The sequence below is a fragment of the Vibrio cionasavignyae genome (genome assembly GCF_050337155.1).
GTDB classification, from domain to species: Bacteria; Pseudomonadota; Gammaproteobacteria; order Enterobacterales; family Vibrionaceae; genus Vibrio; species Vibrio nomapromontoriensis.
Genome location: NZ_JAKJSR010000019.1, coordinates 25,961 through 44,378 on the forward strand (window position 1 = coordinate 25,961; position 18,418 = coordinate 44,378).

Annotated in this window: 15 protein-coding genes and 1 pseudogene; 9 read left to right on the forward strand and 7 right to left on the reverse strand. The window is 43.7% G+C overall.

All coding sequences use genetic code 11. The annotated features are described in order from the left end of the window. Positions 1-26: 26 nt before the first annotated feature. Both L4D74_RS15225 and L4D74_RS15230 read left to right on the forward strand, forming a co-directional pair. Positions 27-929, forward strand: a complete 903-nt coding sequence (locus L4D74_RS15225) for a hypothetical protein (protein WP_428753030.1) — start codon at positions 27-29, stop codon at positions 927-929. A gap of 225 nt (positions 930-1,154) precedes the next feature. Beyond that, the gene (locus L4D74_RS15230; RefSeq protein ID WP_428753032.1) at positions 1,155-2,678 is read left to right on the forward strand and encodes a PTS transporter subunit EIIC; all 1,524 of its coding nucleotides are present in this window, start codon (positions 1,155-1,157) and stop codon (positions 2,676-2,678) included. A 49-nt stretch (positions 2,679-2,727) separates the two neighbouring features. On the opposite strand, the gene L4D74_RS15235 is transcribed toward L4D74_RS15230, so the two are convergent. From L4D74_RS15235 to L4D74_RS15245, 3 genes are all read right to left on the reverse strand, one after another. Continuing rightward, the gene (locus L4D74_RS15235) at positions 2,728-4,941 is read right to left on the reverse strand and encodes a hypothetical protein (protein ID WP_428753034.1); all 2,214 of its coding nucleotides are present in this window, start codon (positions 4,939-4,941) and stop codon (positions 2,728-2,730) included. 98 nt (positions 4,942-5,039) lie between these two features. Continuing rightward, positions 5,040-6,467 carry a melibiose:sodium transporter MelB gene (gene melB, locus L4D74_RS15240; protein WP_428753036.1) on the reverse strand — a complete coding sequence of 476 codons (1,428 nt, stop codon included), beginning with the start codon at positions 6,465-6,467 and terminating at the stop codon, positions 5,040-5,042. 95 nt (positions 6,468-6,562) lie between these two features. Further along, entirely contained in the window at positions 6,563-7,915 is a 1,353-nt protein-coding gene (locus L4D74_RS15245) for an alpha-glucosidase/alpha-galactosidase (protein WP_428753037.1), read from the reverse strand. 325 nt (positions 7,916-8,240) lie between these two features. Between L4D74_RS15245 and melR the strand changes: the two genes are divergently transcribed. Then, on the forward strand, positions 8,241-9,245 hold the full coding sequence (gene melR, locus L4D74_RS15250) for a transcriptional regulator MelR (protein WP_428753038.1): 1,005 nt from the start codon (positions 8,241-8,243) through the stop codon (positions 9,243-9,245). A gap of 54 nt (positions 9,246-9,299) precedes the next feature. Here melR and L4D74_RS15255 read toward each other — a convergent pair whose 3' ends face one another. Then, on the reverse strand, positions 9,300-9,830 hold the full coding sequence (locus tag L4D74_RS15255) for a dihydrofolate reductase family protein (protein WP_428753040.1): 531 nt from the start codon (positions 9,828-9,830) through the stop codon (positions 9,300-9,302). Positions 9,831-9,913: 83 nt separating this feature from the next. Here L4D74_RS15255 and L4D74_RS15260 point away from each other — a divergent pair, with 83 nt between their 5' ends. Next, positions 9,914-10,519, forward strand: a complete 606-nt coding sequence (locus L4D74_RS15260) for a TetR/AcrR family transcriptional regulator (protein ID WP_428753042.1) — start codon at positions 9,914-9,916, stop codon at positions 10,517-10,519. A 45-nt stretch (positions 10,520-10,564) separates the two neighbouring features. On the opposite strand, the gene L4D74_RS15265 is transcribed toward L4D74_RS15260, so the two are convergent. Further along, positions 10,565-12,097, reverse strand: a complete 1,533-nt coding sequence (locus L4D74_RS15265; RefSeq protein ID WP_428753044.1) for a phospholipase D family protein — start codon at positions 12,095-12,097, stop codon at positions 10,565-10,567. Between the two features lie 202 nt (positions 12,098-12,299). Between L4D74_RS15265 and yddG the strand changes: the two genes are divergently transcribed. After that, complete coding sequence (gene yddG / locus L4D74_RS15270; protein ID WP_428753220.1) at positions 12,300-13,211, forward strand: aromatic amino acid DMT transporter YddG; 912 nt, start codon at positions 12,300-12,302, stop codon at positions 13,209-13,211. A gap of 89 nt (positions 13,212-13,300) precedes the next feature. Further along, entirely contained in the window at positions 13,301-13,996 is a 696-nt protein-coding gene (locus L4D74_RS15275) for an START domain-containing protein (protein ID WP_428753045.1), read from the forward strand. 132 nt (positions 13,997-14,128) lie between these two features. On the opposite strand, the pseudogene L4D74_RS15280 reads toward L4D74_RS15275, so the two are convergent. Both L4D74_RS15280 and L4D74_RS15285 read right to left on the reverse strand, forming a co-directional pair. Then, a pseudogene (locus L4D74_RS15280) lies at positions 14,129-14,767 on the reverse strand (cation efflux transmembrane domain-containing protein); the annotation flags it as partial. Positions 14,768-15,045: 278 nt separating this feature from the next. Next, positions 15,046-15,924: a LysR family transcriptional regulator gene (locus tag L4D74_RS15285; protein ID WP_265675461.1), complete on the reverse strand. Its 879-nt coding sequence runs from the start codon at positions 15,922-15,924 to the stop codon at positions 15,046-15,048. Positions 15,925-16,106: 182 nt separating this feature from the next. Between L4D74_RS15285 and L4D74_RS15290 the strand changes: the two genes are divergently transcribed. The 3 genes from L4D74_RS15290 (at position 16,107) to L4D74_RS15300 (ending at position 18,394) form a co-directional block, all read left to right on the forward strand. Then, positions 16,107-16,688 (forward strand): class I SAM-dependent DNA methyltransferase, encoded by a 582-nt coding sequence (locus L4D74_RS15290; protein ID WP_265675462.1) that lies wholly within the window; start codon positions 16,107-16,109, stop codon positions 16,686-16,688. 191 nt (positions 16,689-16,879) lie between these two features. Beyond that, entirely contained in the window at positions 16,880-17,659 is a 780-nt protein-coding gene (locus tag L4D74_RS15295) for a lipid-binding SYLF domain-containing protein (protein ID WP_428753047.1), read from the forward strand. A gap of 165 nt (positions 17,660-17,824) precedes the next feature. After that, a complete protein-coding gene (locus tag L4D74_RS15300; RefSeq protein WP_428753049.1) occupies positions 17,825-18,394 on the forward strand; it encodes a DUF4136 domain-containing protein in 570 nt (189 codons plus the stop codon). Positions 18,395-18,418: the final 24 nt, after the last annotated feature.

The window sequence follows — 18,418 nt, forward strand, 5'->3', positions numbered from 1 at the left end:
TTAACATAAATAATGGAGACGTAATAATGAAGGGTGCATCACTGAGTATTGTTTTATCTTCTTTGCTTTTAGTCCCAAATACAAATGCAGAAGAATACCATTTTATTAGCCCGCATCATGATGATGCACTATTGGTATTTTCTGGGTTTATTTCTAGTATGAACCTAGAAAATGATAGTGATGAAAGAGTAGTGAGTGTCATGTTTGGCGCATCTAATTACTCAACTAATCATCATGACGTACTGACAAATAAGCGAGTATTGAAGATCACTCAATCTCGTTATGCTGAAGACTATGATGCACTCACGGATTTATTCACTAGTTGGGATAAGTTTCGATTCAGAAGTTATGGATATTACGATGCACCACTTAGAATGTATTCCGGAGATATAACAGCTGGTGGTGGTCCCGGAGGAACATTTAGAAACTTTAGACAGCAAGAAATTGATACGTTTAGTATGATGGTAGACAACTTTACCTCGATACTGGTTCGTGATAACTGTACGGCATTGGTACCAATTGCGAATGGAACTCACATTGATCATTTTATCACCAAGGAGGCGTTGATTACTGCAGCGTATAGACTGGGTGATCAAGCTAAGTGTAAAATAATGTTTGGTCAAGACCAACCCTATACTAATGCCAACCTTGATGTAGCGAATGTAGAGATTGATGCATTGAAGGCTCGCCTTCCAGCGAACGCGATAGAGGAAGTGACTTATAATATCCCAACAGAACCAGGTACGAATGAAACAATAAAGCTAAACAAATTTAAGAAATACTATTTTACGCAATACGATGATGGTTATCTTGACCCGCTGACATCCAACGTGACAGAAACTGTTTATGTATGGAATACTAGCACTTATGGTGCGGTTAGAACACATGCTGACTGCGATGGTTCCGCTTATTGTCGGTTAGCTCCTTAGTAATTTTTTCCTCCCTGTGTAAAGAGAACAAGTAATCAAGCCAGTTTATATAACTGGCTTTTCTACGTTTTAATAGTGTTAAATAATGAGTTGCAAAATGTGTAGCATTAACTTTAGGCTGGTTTGTAAAGTGAAGGTTACAAATTTACATCTATTTGTAACCTTCACATTGTCAATTTTTAATATTGTATTGGAGTACGCATTACATTCGTCAAGGATACGATAATGGTTAATAATATAAAAATCGCTTTATCAAAGCTTTCCTTAATTGGAAAAGCACTTATGTTACCTATTTCCATATTACCTGCAGCGGGTTTGCTGTTAGCGTTTGGAGCCAAATTTGATATTCCATTAATGCTTCGCGCAGGTGGTGTAATATTTGACAATCTAGCGCTATTATTTGCGGTAGGGGCCGCAGTTGGGTTAACGAAAGAGTCGGGCATTGCAGCATTAGCCGCTATTGTTGCAATGGTAGTAATGAATGGGACCATGGGGGTCGCGTTAGGTATCACGCCAGAAATGGCAATGAGTGGTGGTCGCTATGCGATGGTTATGGGAATACCAACCCTGCAAACCGGGGTTTTTGGTGGCTTAATTGCAGGTATTTTGGCTGCGACAATGTATCAACGTTTTTTTGATACCAAGTTGCCGGACTTCTTAGGGTTCTTTGCCGGTAAGCGTTTTGTCCCTATTGTCACTGCATTTTCTGCGTTTATCATTGGTTTAGTACTGCCTTACATCTGGTCATATATTCAATCTGGAATTGATGCGTTATCCCACATGGCTAATGGCGGTAATATGTATATCTCGACATTTATATATGGGTTTATGGAAAGGGCATTAATCCCCGTCGGGCTTCATCACATTTTTTATAGTCCTTATTGGTTCTCTTTTGGTGAGTACACCACCGCTGCTGGTACTATAGTCAACGGTGACCATACAATTTGGTTTAAAATGCTAGAAGACGGTGTGACGAGCTTTTCAACGCCAGAATACCAAGATGCTGGGAAATTTCTGTCAGGTAACTTTGCTATTTATATGTTTGCGTTTCCTGCCGCTTGTTTAGCCATGTACCATGAAGCTAAAGATAAAAACAAAAAAATAGCAGCCGGTATTCTTGGTTCTGCTGCGCTTACTTCTTTCGTTACTGGAATCACGGAGCCCGTTGAGTTTGCCTTCATTTTTGTTGCGCCAATGCTGTACCTATTTTCTGCAATAATGGCCGGCGTATCTTATGCGGTGACTTATGCATTAGATATTCATATTGGTAAGACATTTTCCGCTGGTGTTATTGATTTTATTTCTTTTGGTGTGCTACCGGGTATGGACGGGTTTAAAACTAATTGGGTGAACTTGTTTATTTGGGGGCCCGCGATGGCTGCTATTTATTACAGTGTATTTAGGCTTGCCATTCGTAAGTTTGATTTGAAAACGGTTGGACGAGACAATACAGAAAGTAAAGCCATTACCTTAGAAAACGATGAACTTGCCCGTGAGATTACTCACCTTATTGGTGGTAAAGGTAATATCATCACTGTTGGCGCTTGTATTACCCGTTTACGTGTACAAGTTAAAGATGCTTCATTGGTCGATGATGATGCGATTAAAGCATTAGGTGCTATGGGAGTGATTCACGTTGGTTCAAATGGACTGCAAATCATACTAGGTGCACGGGCTCAATTTGTGGCAAATATAATGAATGGCGATGTTGAAAGCCCTGATGGAGCGCTCTCTACAGAAGTGGGTTAACATCCACGATGTTATACAGGCCACCCATATGCGGGTGGCCTGTTGTTGATTATGGCTTTTTCACAACCCTTGTTTCATTGGCGGATACTGAAACCGTCACATAGCTGACGGTTTGCCCGTTAACTTGCTTTTGTTTGGCTTTGATGGATTGTCCATCGACGGTTAGTGATGCATAGTCACCATAGAACCAAGCTTCCCATTGTAATGTTTGTGTTGAATCGTTAGTGAGTGTTGATTGGTGCAATCCATCATGGCGAATAGTCACCTCATGATTGCCCATTGGCAGTTGTGTCACTTCTAGCCAGTCAATATCACCTGGCAAATGTGACGCTGTCACTAATTTGTGATTCGCCGCGTCGGGTTTAATCCCCATTAAGCCTTCAATGGTATTGGAGATGAAGGTGAAAGAGATCTCAGGGTAATCGCCGTTGGTGCCTTGCGTTGGTCGTTCGTGCGGCTGGTCCTTGATATCCATAATGTACTGCATCCACTTCCACGCTTCGTTATTTCGGTTGTATGGGAAGTAGGTTTCAGGGATATACGTGTAGGCTTCAATGTTATTTGGTGCTTCCGGTGTTGTCCCGATACCATCGCCCAAATTCTCTGCAATAAAGTCTAGGTACCTGTCGTTGCGCTCACCGGGTTCGGTGATACGTTTCATCGGCATAAACCAGCTGTTTTCTTTGCCAAAATCGTTCATTCGGAAACCGTCTCTTTGAACAATATTGACGTAGTTGTCCAGCGGCTTGTCGGGATCGGCGATACTCCAATCTTCATTAAAGTAAGTTTTGAGTTGCTGTGCTTTTTCGCGCCACACCGCAGCTTCACTGTATTCTTCTCTTGCTTCTAGCATGGCGGAATAGGCGACCGTAGCTTGATACTGCGAGCCAATGCCATCTCCGGCTTCAATTGGGAATTCCCCACGCTCGTTGTAAGTGGCGGAGCCTTCAAAAATACCGCCGTAACCTTCAGCAATGCCATTGGGATCTTGGTCGTCATGCAACTCGATATAGTCGGTAAGCACCTTGGTGTAGAAGCGCCATAAGTCTTCGTCTTCAATGTAGCGCGTATCACCCGTCCATTGGTACTGCTGCCACGCTTTTTCTACAAACTCGAATTGTGCGGGCACCTCACGCACAAACCAGTCGTCATCTTTGTAGTCGATGGTGTGGGCCGAACCGTCGAAGTTAATTGCCCATAATGTGTACCACTTTCTCGATTCGGTAGCGTGTTTAGCAAAGGTCTTGAACATAGAGAAGTTTTCGAGATCCAGCCCCGCAATTTTTGCCCCGCTGGCTTGGTGTAAAAAATCCCGTGAATAGAACGCGGTTCGATCAAAGTAGCCGGCCCAATAAGAAGGAATGTAGTCAGCGGTTCCGTCCCCATCGTTATTGAACTCATCACGGTTGAGTAAATCATGTTGCCCTGTCATCACAAAGCGGCGGGTTTTATCCATCGCCCACTCGAAGGAATCTTGCAGCTTTTGATTGGAAGAGGTGACGACAACTTGTTTTTCTTTTTCGATGGCTTTGATTGTCCATCGCTGCTTATTGCCTTTTTTGTCTGTCACGATGGCGCGCACTGGCTGAGTAAAATCAACCGTATCGCCACTTTTCAGCGATAGTTGACTGTTGGATGAGATCAGTATGTCGTCGATGGTGATATGGCTTAAATCAGTACCGTAAGGTACGTAGAACGTTATTTGCTGGGACTTTTTATTGAGGTTGGTTGCCCCGACTTGTTCGTGAGCTGAAAATTGAATGATCTGATTGAAATTGAGCGGTTTATTTTTGTTATTTTTAATTAGCCCGACACTATCTACACTTACTCCACCACGCTTAGAACCGGAGAACCAGACTTTCAGTTGCTCTCCTTTCTCTAAAGGAATGTGCTTAAGCTTATTGCGTTTATATTTAGAGCTTTGTTTTACTTTGTCACGCACTAATATTTCATCGTACAAATTTGTTATTGCGAGAGTGGCGTCTTGCCCTGGGCTGACGATAAACGCGGATAAATCGTAGTAGCCGCTTTCAGGAATAGTTACTTCTTGGCTGATGTGATGGTTTTGGCCTTGTGCGATACGGCCTCTGTATTCCCCCTCATGGGTTTGATCGCTTTTGATATTGGCGAACCAATAGCTCCAGCCTAAGCCTTTGTTTTCAAAGCTAGGGTTGACAATTATGTTATCGTTCTGTTGTGCAATTGCCCCGCTAGATAGTGTGAGGGCAAAAGTGATTGCGGATGCAAGGACTTTACGTTTCATACTGTTCTCTTTATTGGAAGTGGAATGATTAGCCGATGTTTGACGTGTTAGTGCATCAGTACAGATTGAATAATCTGTACTGATTTTGTTGTTAGGGTTTATAGCACTTGCGCTGGCTCTACTGGTTTCGTTGGTTTTTCGTGGTCAGAGCGGTCATTGGTAACGTGATCGTATTTTTCAGTCAGATGGTCTTGAATCTGCTGGTGATAAGCGCCGTTTAGCTTGTAGTAGCGGAAGTAAATGATGAGCGCGATAGCAAAGAAGAATGCGGGTAGTCCTACCATGATGCACTGCATGCCGAATACGGTGTCAGCGCTTTGCTCTACGTTCGGAATATAATTCACTGCGGTGAGCGCAATACCGATGAAGAATGCGGCAAACGCAGAGCCAGCTTTCACCACCAACGTTTGTACTGAGTAAGCAATGCTTTCGCAGCGCGATCCCAGTTTGTATTCGCCGTAGTCAACGGTGTCTGCGACCATAATAACATTCAACACCCAAAATAAGGCCGTACCAATTTGCAGTAACACACCTGCTGTTGAAATCAGTAGGATGCTTTGTTTGTCGTACATGCCGACATAGATAAGGACAGCACTGCCTAGGATTGGAAAGCTAGATGCGCAGGCCCATAAGACGCGGCGTGAAAACATTTGCGCCAGTTTAGGGAATAGCACCAGAGTAATGAGATTGGCGATGCCAGCATAAGCCATGTAGTAAGGGAATAAGGCTTCATTGCCAACGACATAGGTGAAGTAGTACACCGCAAACGCCATAATGATGTTGGTCGCTAAGTTGTATGACAACGCCATACAGAGCACGCTGGTGAGTTGGTCATTTTTGTAGATTAGCGTGAGCAATTTTTTCAGCGATACTTTTTCTTCCGGTTGCGTAGCGTCTAAATTGGCGGTTGAGTAGCGCTCTTTAACGTTACGTAAAGTGATAAAAGTTGAGACTAAGAAACAGGCGATCAGTAAAAAGGTGAAAATTTGAAATCCGAAGCCTTTATCGTCGCCGCCGACGTAATTAATAAATGGCATCGCAATCGCAGCGGTGACGATCCATGCCAAGCTAGCAAAGAACCTAGGGTAGGGAACCAGTTCTTCACGTTCGCGTTTATCGAGCGTTAACGTGGGTACGAGAGACCAGAAAGGAATGTCCATTAATGTATAGGTCATACCCCAAAGAATATAAGTGACAGCAACATAGGCAATAAGCCACGGTCCTTCGATGTAATGGGCACTAAATAGCAGAATGAGTACGACAGAATTGGCAATAGTACCGATTAAGATCCATGGCTTAAACTTGCCCCATCGACTGCGCGTGTTGTTGACGATCCAGCCCATGATAGGGTCATTCACCGCGTCCCAAATACGGGCTACAAGGAAGATGGTTCCCACAGCGGCTGCCGAGATCCCAACCACGTCAGTGTAATAGAACATGAGGTACATGTAGACGATCGTGATGGCAAAGTCCTTGCCGAATGCGCCAAAGCCGTAGCTTAGCTTGGTATTCATAGAAATACTCATTGTTGCTCCTTACGCCCTCTCTTTGAGAGGGCGCTGATGTTCACGTTATTATTAGTTAAATTATTAATAGCTAAACTATTATTTTTGAAATGACATTACTGATGAACCCAACTTGGCAACCAATCGCCATGAGCTTCGATGAGGTCATCAACCAATGCATATATCTCTTCTAGCCCAAGTACGGTTGCGGTGTGAGGATCAAGCAGCGCTGCATGGTAAATTCGGTCGCGGTTCTCGGTAAGAATAGCTTCTGTTAATAGAGTTTGAACATTGATGTTGGTTTGCATCAACGCCGCTAAGTGGTTTGGTAGGCGACCCGCTTTTAGTGGTTGAACTCCGTTCGCATCCACCAAACACGCTACTTCGACACAACAGCCTTGAGGTAGGTTGTCGATTAAGGCTTCATTTTTTACGTTGCCGTAAATTACGCTTGGTGTACCTGTCAAGATAGAGTTCATAATTGTGCTCGCGTACTCATGCGATTCTTGAACCACAATTTGATCCGCGTTCTTAAAGGATTGTAAGTCTTGTTTCCAATCAGCAATTTGTTCTACACAGCGTTTAGGATATTCATCCAGTGGCACTTTATAACGTTCTATTAAATCTGGGCGATTTGGTTTGATAAAATATGGCGTGTATTCAGAAAAATGTTCCGATGACTCTGTGACAAAGTAGCCAAGCTTCTTAAACATTTCGTAGCGAACGAGGTTTGTGCAGCGCCCATTGTGGTGAAGGCCTGGTTTTGGTGCTTTGCCACTTTCAAACGCTTGAAGAAGATCGGGATAGATGTCGACGTAGTGGCCTTGCGGTGTTTTTTTCTCTAAAGTCAGGTAATAAGCCATGTGGTTAATCCCTGCGCACGTGTAGCGAAGATCGGCATAATCGATATCCAAATCGCGGGCAAGTTCTTCGGCGGTTCCTTGTACGGAATGGCACAGACCAACTTGCTTAATATGCGGGTATTTTTCATACATCGCCCATGTATTCATCGCCATTGGGTTGACGTAATTCAACATGGTGGCATCTGGACATACTTCTGTCATGTCTTCACATACACTCCAGAGGTGGGGAATGGTACGTAGCGATCGCATAATGCCGCCAGGGCCTAATGTGTCGGCAATAGTCTGCTCTAAGCCGTGGCGTTTGCAGACGTCAAAGTCGATGACTGTACAGGGTTCATAGCCACCAATTTGGAAAGCAATCACCACAAAATCCGCGTCTTTTAGCGCTTCTTTTTGGTTAAGGTGACAGGTGATGGTGCCTGTGGCTCCTGCTGACTCCATGAGTTTACCGACGACTAAGTGAGATTCTTCTAGACGCAGTTCATCGATATCCATCAATGCAATTTGTGCTTGTTTAAGCGCAGGCTTGTGGAAAACATCACCCAGAATGTTTTTAACGAAAATGGTGGAGCCAGCACCAATAAAGGTAATTTTAGGGGTTTTCATAGTTGAATCCTATCTCTTAACGTTCTGTTTCGATGGAGATAAGGTACACCTTGCGCAAGGGGGAATTCGTCTCAGATAAACCAATCACTCTCCCATTTACTAATATTTCAACTTGGAAAAATTAAAATCTTAGGAAATAGGATAACTTTGTTGTTTTTGCGGATAGCACGGGTGAAATAACTGTGGGTTTTCAGTTAACGTACTGACTTTAATCACATAAACAAGATCTTATGAATTAGGGTAGTTCCGCTCTATGATCACCTTCAGAGTTTTATTTTTAGTAACTGGTTAAGATTCTTTTATACAACTTCCTAAGGAGTGATAAATGCAACAGTACGACCAAGATGCCCTTAAAGTGATCACTCAAGACAAGTATTCTTCAGATACGGTTTCGGTCAGTCCTCTGTCGCTTTATTCTTCTTATGAGAAAATTGATATTGAACTGCGGCCACCCCATTCTATGCCGGGTTACCATTGGCATGGGCAAGTTGAGGTGAATATTCCATTTGGGGATGATGTGGAATACATCATTAATGGTAGTCCTGTTGTCGTCAAAAGTGGCACGATTGGTGTGTTTTGGGCATCCGTCCCGCATCGGCTGACAAACCCGGGTCAAAGCCATAACATGGGTATCATCAATATTCCGATTCACCATTTTATGTCTTGGACGCTAAGCCGAGACTTAGTGAACCAAATCACCCATGGTAGCGTATTACAATCTAATTCAGCTTCGCTGATCAGTGAATTTGAGATTGCTCGATGGGCAGAAGAAATGAATCACCCATCCGAAAGCCGTCAGCAATTGGCGATTGATGAAATTGGGTTGATGCTAAAACGAGTTTGTCTAGATGGCTGGCGACAACTACTTATCAATAAACAAGATAAATCGACCAATAAAGGGGTATCTAAGCACTCGCAATTCTACGTGAGTCAAATGTTGGAATACATTGCTACACATCATAATCAGCCTCTAACGATTAAAGATATTGCGGAGCATATTGGCCTGCATGCTAACTACGCCATGAATGTGTTTCAACGCACCATGCAGATGACGATTAAGCAATACATAACCGCTATGCGCATTAATCATGCACGTGCGCTACTAAGCGATACCGACCGAACCATACTCGATGTCTCGTTGACCGTTGGTTTTAACTCGAGTAGTCGTTTCTACGAAACTTTTCAAACGTATATTGGTGTTACTCCCAGTCAGTACCGCAAGCTTGCGAGGGAAGATCATCGTTGGAGTAACCATGGCAGTAGCCCTTTATATGATTTAGAAAAAGGCGCTTGCGATGGTAAGCGCCCTTTGGGGGTGATGGGTAACTAGCAGGGTGCCTCGCCATAAAGTGCGTTTCTCCCTTACAGAAAAACTGCGCTGTTGCTACGCCTTAATATATCGATTCTTAACAATGCAGTCGGCATAACGTTGCGCTGAGAGATGCTTAAATTTTATTGGTTTATCCAGTGAACCGAACAGAGAAATCCCTCCGCCAAGCAAAATTGGGATGGTGGTAATAATCATTTCGTCAATCAGGTCTGCTTGTAAGAAGTTTTGAATCGTGACTCCACCATCAATATAAAGGTCGTGGTAACCTCGTGTGTTTAAGTCTTTGACGATGTCGTTTAGGTCACCGTTTATTAAAAATACTTTACCTTCGTACCCTTTTGGCACTTCTTTCATTGTATTACTGAGTACAAAAACAGGCTTAGAGTAGGGCCACTCGCAATCAAAACTGAGCACGACGTCCAGAGTATTACGTCCCATGACTAGGGCATCAATACGATCCATAAAGTCGACAAATCCAAAATCAGATCCTTCGGGGTTTGGAACGTCGTGAAGCCACTCTAAGTTATTGTTTTTATCAGCTATAAAGCCGTCTAGGCTGGTAGCAATATAAACGATGTTAGCCATTGTTGTAGACTCCGTAGTTTGAAAGAGGTGAGGTTTAATATATAATTCTACAGTGTAGAAAATAAGTTTAGCTAGGAACTCATATGACTGTCAAGCCAAAGAAACGTGGTCGCCCTTCTAAATCAGGCCCCAACCTAAGTCAGAAAATGATTGTAGACACCGCTAAGACACTGATGCAGCAGCAAGGGTCTGTACCAAGCATTCGAAAGCTAGCGACTGAGCTTGGCGTTGATGCTATGGCCATCTATTACTATTTTAGCAATAAAGAGGAATTGTTAGAGACGGTGGCTATTTCACTTGTTGAAGGTATTTATCAGCCTGCAGGGTTAGCACCCTGGCAAGAAGAACTGACCGAATTAGGTTGGAGCTACCTTACGTTGTTAAGTGATTATCCGGGCTTACTTGAAACGCTATTAAAAATGCGCAGCAGTGGGCCTGCTGAGGTATTCATGACTCGATTTGAGCAAGTGATTTCTGATATTGGTTTAGTGGGGGATGCAAAGAGACATGCTGTGAACTTATTTGCGGACTACTTACATGGTTTTGCATTTTCGGTGCAGTTTACCACTATTGAACGAGAGGAAAAAAAGGCGATTTATGACGGCTCTATGTCGTTGTATCTGCAAGCGTTATCCCCAACGGCAACGACGGGCTGCAATTTGACCGCCAACGCCAACGCCAGCGTATAGCCGAAGTGTGGGTTGGCGTTGAAGGTCGTGTTAATGCGTTAGGTGTTAGAGTTGCTCTTCAATTGGTAGGATGCCGCTGAACCAAGCCCCCATTCTTCGCCATATGCTGGCGTCAGGTTCAGTAGTGAGCTTTTCACCCGTGGAATGGTCAACCCAGATGGTATTGCCATCAACCACTTCAATTTGATAGGCGGTGTTGGGTATTTCCTTCATAATTTCTAGGTAAACTTTGTGTGCGTACTCAGGCTGCTCAATGACGACACCCATTTCAGTGTTGAGATCGGCAGATCGTGGATCCCAATTCATTGAACCAACGAAAATCTTCCGTTTATCTATTACAATCGCTTTGGTATGTAAACTAGAACGGCTGCTACCGGTTAAGCTCCAGTTCTTCTTAATTTCGGCGTTAGATTTGACTTCCCAAAGTTGCACCCCTCCTTCGACAAGGTCTTGTCGGTATTTGGCATACCAACCGTGTACTGCAAAGACGTCGTTTGAGGCTAGCGAGTTGGTAATAATGATCACCTCACGCCCTTCTTCAACAGCTTTGACAAATTCTTTCACACCGGACTCTGTGGGGACAAAGTAGGGGGAAATAAGGACCAGTGACGTTTTACCTTCATTAATGACAGCGCCGAGGCTATCGATAAGTGTGCTTCGTTTACTGTCTGGTTTATCTGGGAGATCATAAAGGAGATCCCCCTCGCCCCAATAGAGCTTAATAGTGCCATTGAGCAAGTCACTGTAAAGGGGCAGTTTGGCAAAGTCATGTGCGCCACCGGAAAACTTTTCTTCTAAGCCTTGTGCTTGCACCCACGCATCCACATCGGCGTCGGTATATTGCAATTGGTTGTCGGTTAGCCATTCAATGGGGATTGAATAATCACTATTCCAATAAAGATCGTATTGTCGGTTGACTTGTCTGACGGCTTTACCCACTAGGAGAAGATCCAAATCGGCAAATTCCACATTAGATTCAATGGAGTAGTATTCGTTGCCGACATTTCGTCCTCCGATGATGGAGGCGACGCCATCGACGGTTAAAGACTTATTGTGCATACGGTGGTTTAAACGTTCGAAATCACTGAGCATGGCAAGTCCGCGAGCCGTACGTAGGTGATGTGGATTGAACATACGGACTTCGATATTGGGATGGCTACTAAATCGTACTAAGTCACTGTCGTCGTAATTTTGCATGTCATCGAGAAGCAGCCTAACGCGAACGCCACGCTCTGCCGCTTCAAATAAACGCCAAGCAATGAGGTTACCTGCGGTGTCATCGCGGAAAATATAGTATTGCACATCAATACTTGATTGTGCCGTTTCAATAATAGCGAGTCGGGCAAGTAATGCGTCGTGCCCTTTATCAAGTGGATAAAATCCGGTTTCTTTTGTTAATGAGTGTGAAGCCACTTCTCGTTCGAAATATTGATCCAGTCGAGTTGGTTCGTCGTTGATGAGCGTATATGAAGTGGTTTTTTCATATCGTGACGGGTCAATGCTTGAGGATACACAGCCACTAAGCATCACAATAAACATGAGGGGTAAGAGTTTTTTTATAGACAAAAAGTAGGACATAGTTAAAGTGTTGGTCACGAGAATAGTAAAAAATGCACGGCGAGTTTAGCCACTTCTAAATGCAAATGCACTGTATCTCCAAGGATTTGACGGATATTTTTCACACCTGCATGGTAAAGGTTAATTGAAACGTCATAAGTTGCATAGTGCTTGCTTATAACTCTTTTGGTGTGGGTGCTGAGTTTAGATATTAGGAGAGATGATGGCGGGATTAGGCTCGAATAAATACACGCTTTTTGGTATCAGTGCGATATTACTTTGGAGTGGTTTACTCGCATTGACTCGTAATATTGCTGAGCTGTTTGGACCTATTGGTGGTGCGGCATTATTGTATACGGTCAGTGCTATTGCTTTAACGCTCGTAATGGGTGTACCTAAGCCAAAAGACTTTTCGGTTAAATACTTGATAGTCGGAGGGGGTTTATTTGTTACTTACGAGATTTTTCTTGCGTTAGCATTAGGAATGGCTAACGATCGCCATCAGGCCATAGAAATGGCGGTCATTAATTATTTGTGGCCAGCATTGACCGTGCTATTTGCGGTTGTTATGAGTAAGCGCCATATTAATATTATGGTCTATCCAAGTGTGCTGCTGGCATTTTTTGGTGTGGTTTGGTGTATTACAGGCGATGAAGGGTTATCGCTTGCACTTATTATGAAGAATATCGCCTCAAATCCAACTAGCTATTTTATGGCAGTGTCAGCAGCGTTTATTTGGGCGGTATATTGCAATATTACGCCGATAATGAGCAATGGCAAAAATGCTATTGTGTTGTTTTTCATTGCCACGGCGAGTGTATTATGGGTTCAGTATGCCTTGAGTGATGAGCAAGGCATGACGTTTTCTTTGCCGTCTGTGTTGACTTTGCTGCTTGCCGGGGCGGTTATGGGAGCAGGGTATGCGTTATGGAATCACGCCATTATAGGCGGCAATATGATGTTATTAGCGACGTTCTCCTATTTTACCCCAGTGCTATCGACTATTTTCTCTTCATTTTATTTATCAGTGGCTCTAGGCGCGTCATTTTGGCAAGGCGTGATCATGGTGACCGTAGGGTCTTTGACATGCTATTGGGCGACGAGAGAGAAAACTAAAACGGTGAGTAATACGTAGATATTTGGTGTTGGTCATTAGTTCGCGAAAAGCGCTTTGTTAAACTAACGTAATGGATAGAGTGGGTTATCTTTGACAGGGATGGATTATTGTACCTATATCAATTACAGCAAGGTATTCGTTTAATGCTGTTGGCTATGGTGGTTTTCCCCATAGTCTGTTTCGCCAAATCAACAGAAACGCTTGCGGAAACAACAACGTTTGTCCAGACACAACGTAAGCCTTGGCTCGTGAGTTACAACCAAGATGCGATCACCTTGTATAAACGAGAGCATAAGGATGGGCTGGTCGAAATTCGAGTTCATGCTGATGTGGAGACAACTTTTAGTGGGTTCTTGCTCCTTTTTGAAGATACTGAGCATGTGCCGACGTGGCTGCATAACGTCGATCAAACTAAGGTGTTGTCACAACTATCGGTCAATGAAAATATTGTTTACACGACGTTCGCTGCACCGTGGCCTGCGTTAGATCGTGATATGGTGACGTATTCTCGCTACTACCAGCAAGGTAAACGTTTTGTATTGGAGATACGGGACGCATCTGATTATCTTGCCAAGCAAGCTGGCTTTGTTCGTATTACTCAAGTGAAGTCTCGTTGGGAGTTAACTAAGTTAGGCGGTGGGCAGGTATTTATTATGTATACCGCTTTTGCCGATCCAGGGGGAGCACTCCCTGACTGGTTAGTGAATCAGCTAGCCATTGATGGGGCGATTGAAACGTTCAAGGGATTAAAAAGAGAGATACGGCATTACCAGCATCTCTCTCATCCTAATGTTGTTGATTAAAGGCAGACTTTTAAAGCTTATTTAGGCGCTTGTTGTCGCTACTCGTTTACTTGGAGCAACTCGTTTACTTGCCGCTGTGCGTGTGGCTCGCGATTGGCGGTTTTGGCGTTCGCGCTTTGTTCTTTCAATCGCAAGCTGAGTGAACGCTTCTTTTAGCATCACAGCAGGTACTTTAATAAAGTAGGCTGACATTAGAATCATCATCATAGGGTCTGCGTAGATGCTATAACTTGCCCATGGTGTTTGCTCGACAAACCAAGCCACAATAAAGCCTGCAGTCACCGCAACACTAAGCATGGTGTCCATTTGCCACTGTTTTGATTCAGCGTTAATTAAATTTGAAGACAAAGCCTTGTTTTTGTTTTCAATGTACCACCATGCATAACCACAGCCGAGTACGTTTAATACGCCAAAAATCGTTGCTACAGAGGTGTCAATTGGACGTCCACCAGTAAACATGGCAGAGACGGCCGAGTACAAAGAGACACTGACTATCAATAGAATCACTGACGCTTTAATGGCTATCACGATGGCTTCAACACGATTACGGCCAAGCAGAGATAACATGCTCTGATTATTTTTTAATTGGTTTGCTGCTGCCAGTGACAATAATGTTAACAGCAAGCTGACTAATGAATACACTCCGTCAAAAGCGATGACAAGAGAGCCCATTACCAATCCTACAACTAAACCACCAACAGCAAAGACTGTAGCAATAAAGGCTGAGACTGTTAGCGTTCTTGTTTCACTATTTCCATTGTTCGGGCGCATACCATATACCTTATTTAATTTCTAAGTCTATTGTTTGCTCTATGTGGTGTTATTTCAAACAATAGTTAAGAAGTTAGTAGGTGGTGATATGAGTGACTATGTAATTTTTCTATTAAATTCAATAGTATAAGGTAGCTATTTTGGTGTCATAAATACTGACGGTCACTGATGGAAGGTAGATATAAAGTGGAGAAATAGTGATGAGCGTCTGTCGTTAGGGATGATCAGCATGTTTTAGCAGAAGGCTGCTCACTGAAAAGAGAGATAGGTTTAACGACTTAAAAGGCAAAAAGATAATCACTGATTTGATCCGCTGTCCACGTCATCGCAGGGTGCTCGGACATACCGGCCGCAGTAAACATACAAAAGTCTTCTTGGTTGAGTCCGTAAGTGTGCTTGATAACTGAGAGTTTCTGCTCGCGAAGATACTGACGAATGAGAGGCTCAGGCAGCACTCCCCATGCGCCTTCAGAGATAATGGTTTTGAGCATGTATTCAAAGCTTGAAAACCCAATGTATTTCAAGGAAAAAGGCAGCAATTCAGGATTCGCTTTTTCGTTGAGATAGGCTAACGAGACTTGCATAGAGTTGCGGAGAACGTCGTCGGAGACACGGGGTAATTTCGACAGTTTATGGTCAGAACGACATACCGACATCATGCGAATTTTACCTAGCGGTTGATAGACAATTCTAGGATCATCGATACGTTCGTAGTCGACACCAAACGCGAAGTCCACTTGACCTTTTTCGACCAAAGCGGATAAATCACCAGAAGAGGCTAAGACAACGTTAAATGAAATGGCAGGAAAGTTTTGGTTAATTTGTACGGTGAGATCTTGCCATAGTGTGTCTGGAAGCGAGTCGTCGTGAGCGATCCACACTTCTGTCGCAAATTCTCCGGAGATCTGCGCGCATGTTTTGCGAATTCTATCGGAGGTGATCAGTAAATTCTCACAGTCTTTATAAATGGCTTTTCCAGTTTCAGACAAGGTGACATTGTTGCCGGTGCGAACAAAGAGTTCTGTCCCGAGATCTTTCTCTAACGCTTTAATTGCCATGCTGAGTTTGGTTCTATTGCAGTCGATCTGGCGAGCAGCAGCAGATACCGAACCTGTTTCGGCGACGGCACAAAACGCTTCAATTTGAGTAAAGTTCATAGTCATCCAATGATAAAATTTCGGCAATAAATGCAGGGTAAAATCATAGCATGTATCGCAAAGATTACGAAGATAACACTAGGAATTGGCGGGTATTCTGGTTTAATCTAGGGCCAGAGATTAAGGAATTAAAATCAGTGTGGGATCTGTAACCAATACTGATGAAATAAATGGAGTGAACGATGTCAAACGATTGGGATGAGTACGCAGCGACATGGGAAAACAATCAAGCGACGGCAGTTTTTGCTCAATCTTGTTTTGAAGAGTTAACGGCAATCACCTCTCTGACCCGCAAGACGGTGCTAGATTTTGGTTGTGGTACTGGGTTGCTAAGCCAGTTAATGTCGCCATGCACTAAACAAATCATCGCATTAGATGGCTCTGAATCAATGATTGAAGAGTTGGACAAAAAAGCGTTAGTGAATGTTGAGCCTGTGGTTGACTTCCTGACTCGCGGTTTAGTCGCTCAGCATCCAGCATTTCGCAATCAATTTGATTTAGTGGTGGCGTCTTCTGTATGCGGCTTTCTTGGCAATCCTCAGGAAACAGCGAATATTATCTATACCTTGCTCGACGAATACGGTTTATTTGTTCACTGGGACTGGGCGGTGGATAGTGATGACCTTGATTACGGTATGACAACACAACGAGCAGAGACGATATTGCTTAATGCGGGCTTTGACAGTGTAACCGTATCGGTGCCATTTGAGGTTGAAACTGACTCAGGTACGCGTCCAGTACTGATGGGAGTGGGGCGTAAGTAACGCATTACTCACTCTTCATGTTCATTGCATTGTTGTCGCGAATTCTTAGTCTGGGTTAATGTTAGTTTGGGTTAATGCTAGACTGGATTAATGTCAGACTTGGGTTAAAGTGGCAACATTGTTAATAGGTGGCGTAATCAGCGCCACTTTTTCTTGATACTATACGCTCCAATCCCTCTTTGGAGTCAGTTATGCGCTACCTACCTCTTCTTTTAAGCCGTACGCTCGTGTTCGGTCTATCTCTTCTTAGTGTTTCAACATTGGCTTCAGATGATGTAATGGCATTGAATACGCAATCGTTGCAAGCCAATCCCTCCAGCATTCATACTCCTGCTGTCCCTTCTCAAAGTGAAGAAGCCAAGCGAGCCTCTAAGGTTATCGCGCTAGCGGCAGAGGAAATTGATAAGTTTGATTCTACTGCTCACTGGCAATCGGTGAAGCGTTTGACAGGGGTCGCCCAAGCCGTGGTCATTTTTCCTATAGGCGGGCAGGCCGGATTTCTTGTGGGTGCACAGTGGGGAGAGGGAATATTACTAACTAGGCATGAACATCAATGGAGTGAGCCTGTTTTTGTCGAGTTTACGAGCTTTATGTTTGGCTTACTGGCTGGGGCGCAAAAAATTGGTGGTATTGGCGTGATCTTGTCAGACGAGGTGGTGGATGATCTAGTGCAACAGCCAATCAAAATGGGTGGGACAGCGGACTTAACCATTGGGTCGGGTGTTAGCGGTAAAGTGGTGGGTGGCACCAGTGGCATTTCAGCCATGATGGTGTCTGAGAATACAGGGCTGTATTTCGGTGGCAGCATTGATACCTTTCAAATCAAGTTAAACCAACCTCTTAATCAAGCGCTCTATGGCGATGATGTTGATATCTTACAAGTTCTGGAGCGCTATGATAGTGACCAAGGCTATGCTCAAACGCTGCGTAAACGATTAGAAGGCATTGCTTACCGTGCGGTGTACCAATAGCTACGTATACCAATAGCTACGTATACCACTAGAAACTAGTACAACCGTAACAGTAATGGCAACAATCACGCGAACAGCGTACTGGCAAAGTGGTTGTTTTTACTAGGCACTTGTCAAAACGTGAATTAGTATTAGACGATAATTGAGTAAAAAAAGAGCACGAGTATGAAGTCATCATTACTATTATTCATTATGAGTAGCTTACTTATAATGGGTTGCACCACGGTTACTCCACCTCAAGCCGATTTTTCTTATGGTATTGCTACCACAGGTGATTTTTCATTTTTGCCAGCAAGCAAACCCAATACCTATTCTTGGAAATCAGACGCGGCCGTAGCCCATGTTTCCGAAGAAATAGATGCTAAAGAATATCTCTCTGTGATTCAAAGTCTTATTGACCAAGAACTGCTTAATAAAGGGTTTGTAAAAGTGGCGCCTTCACAATCACCGCAGATGTGGATGGAATTTGGTATCGCGACAGAATCGAAGATGACGGATGATGATATTTTTGCCAGCACGCAAATTTCGACGGGTATTCAAGTCGCGGCCGAACCGGGCGAAAGTGGTGAAAAAGGCAGCTTATATATCGCAGCCTTTGCGCCGTTAGGCGACTTTCCCCGTTGGCGAGTCTTAGCGCAAGGGCCAACCGAGCGCCGTATAGAAGACCCGGATCAGCGAGCAGAGATGACGCAAATTATAGGTTCAATGATGAAAAATGTCCCCGCTAAGCCATAGTTGAGAACGCGAAGAATCCGATAG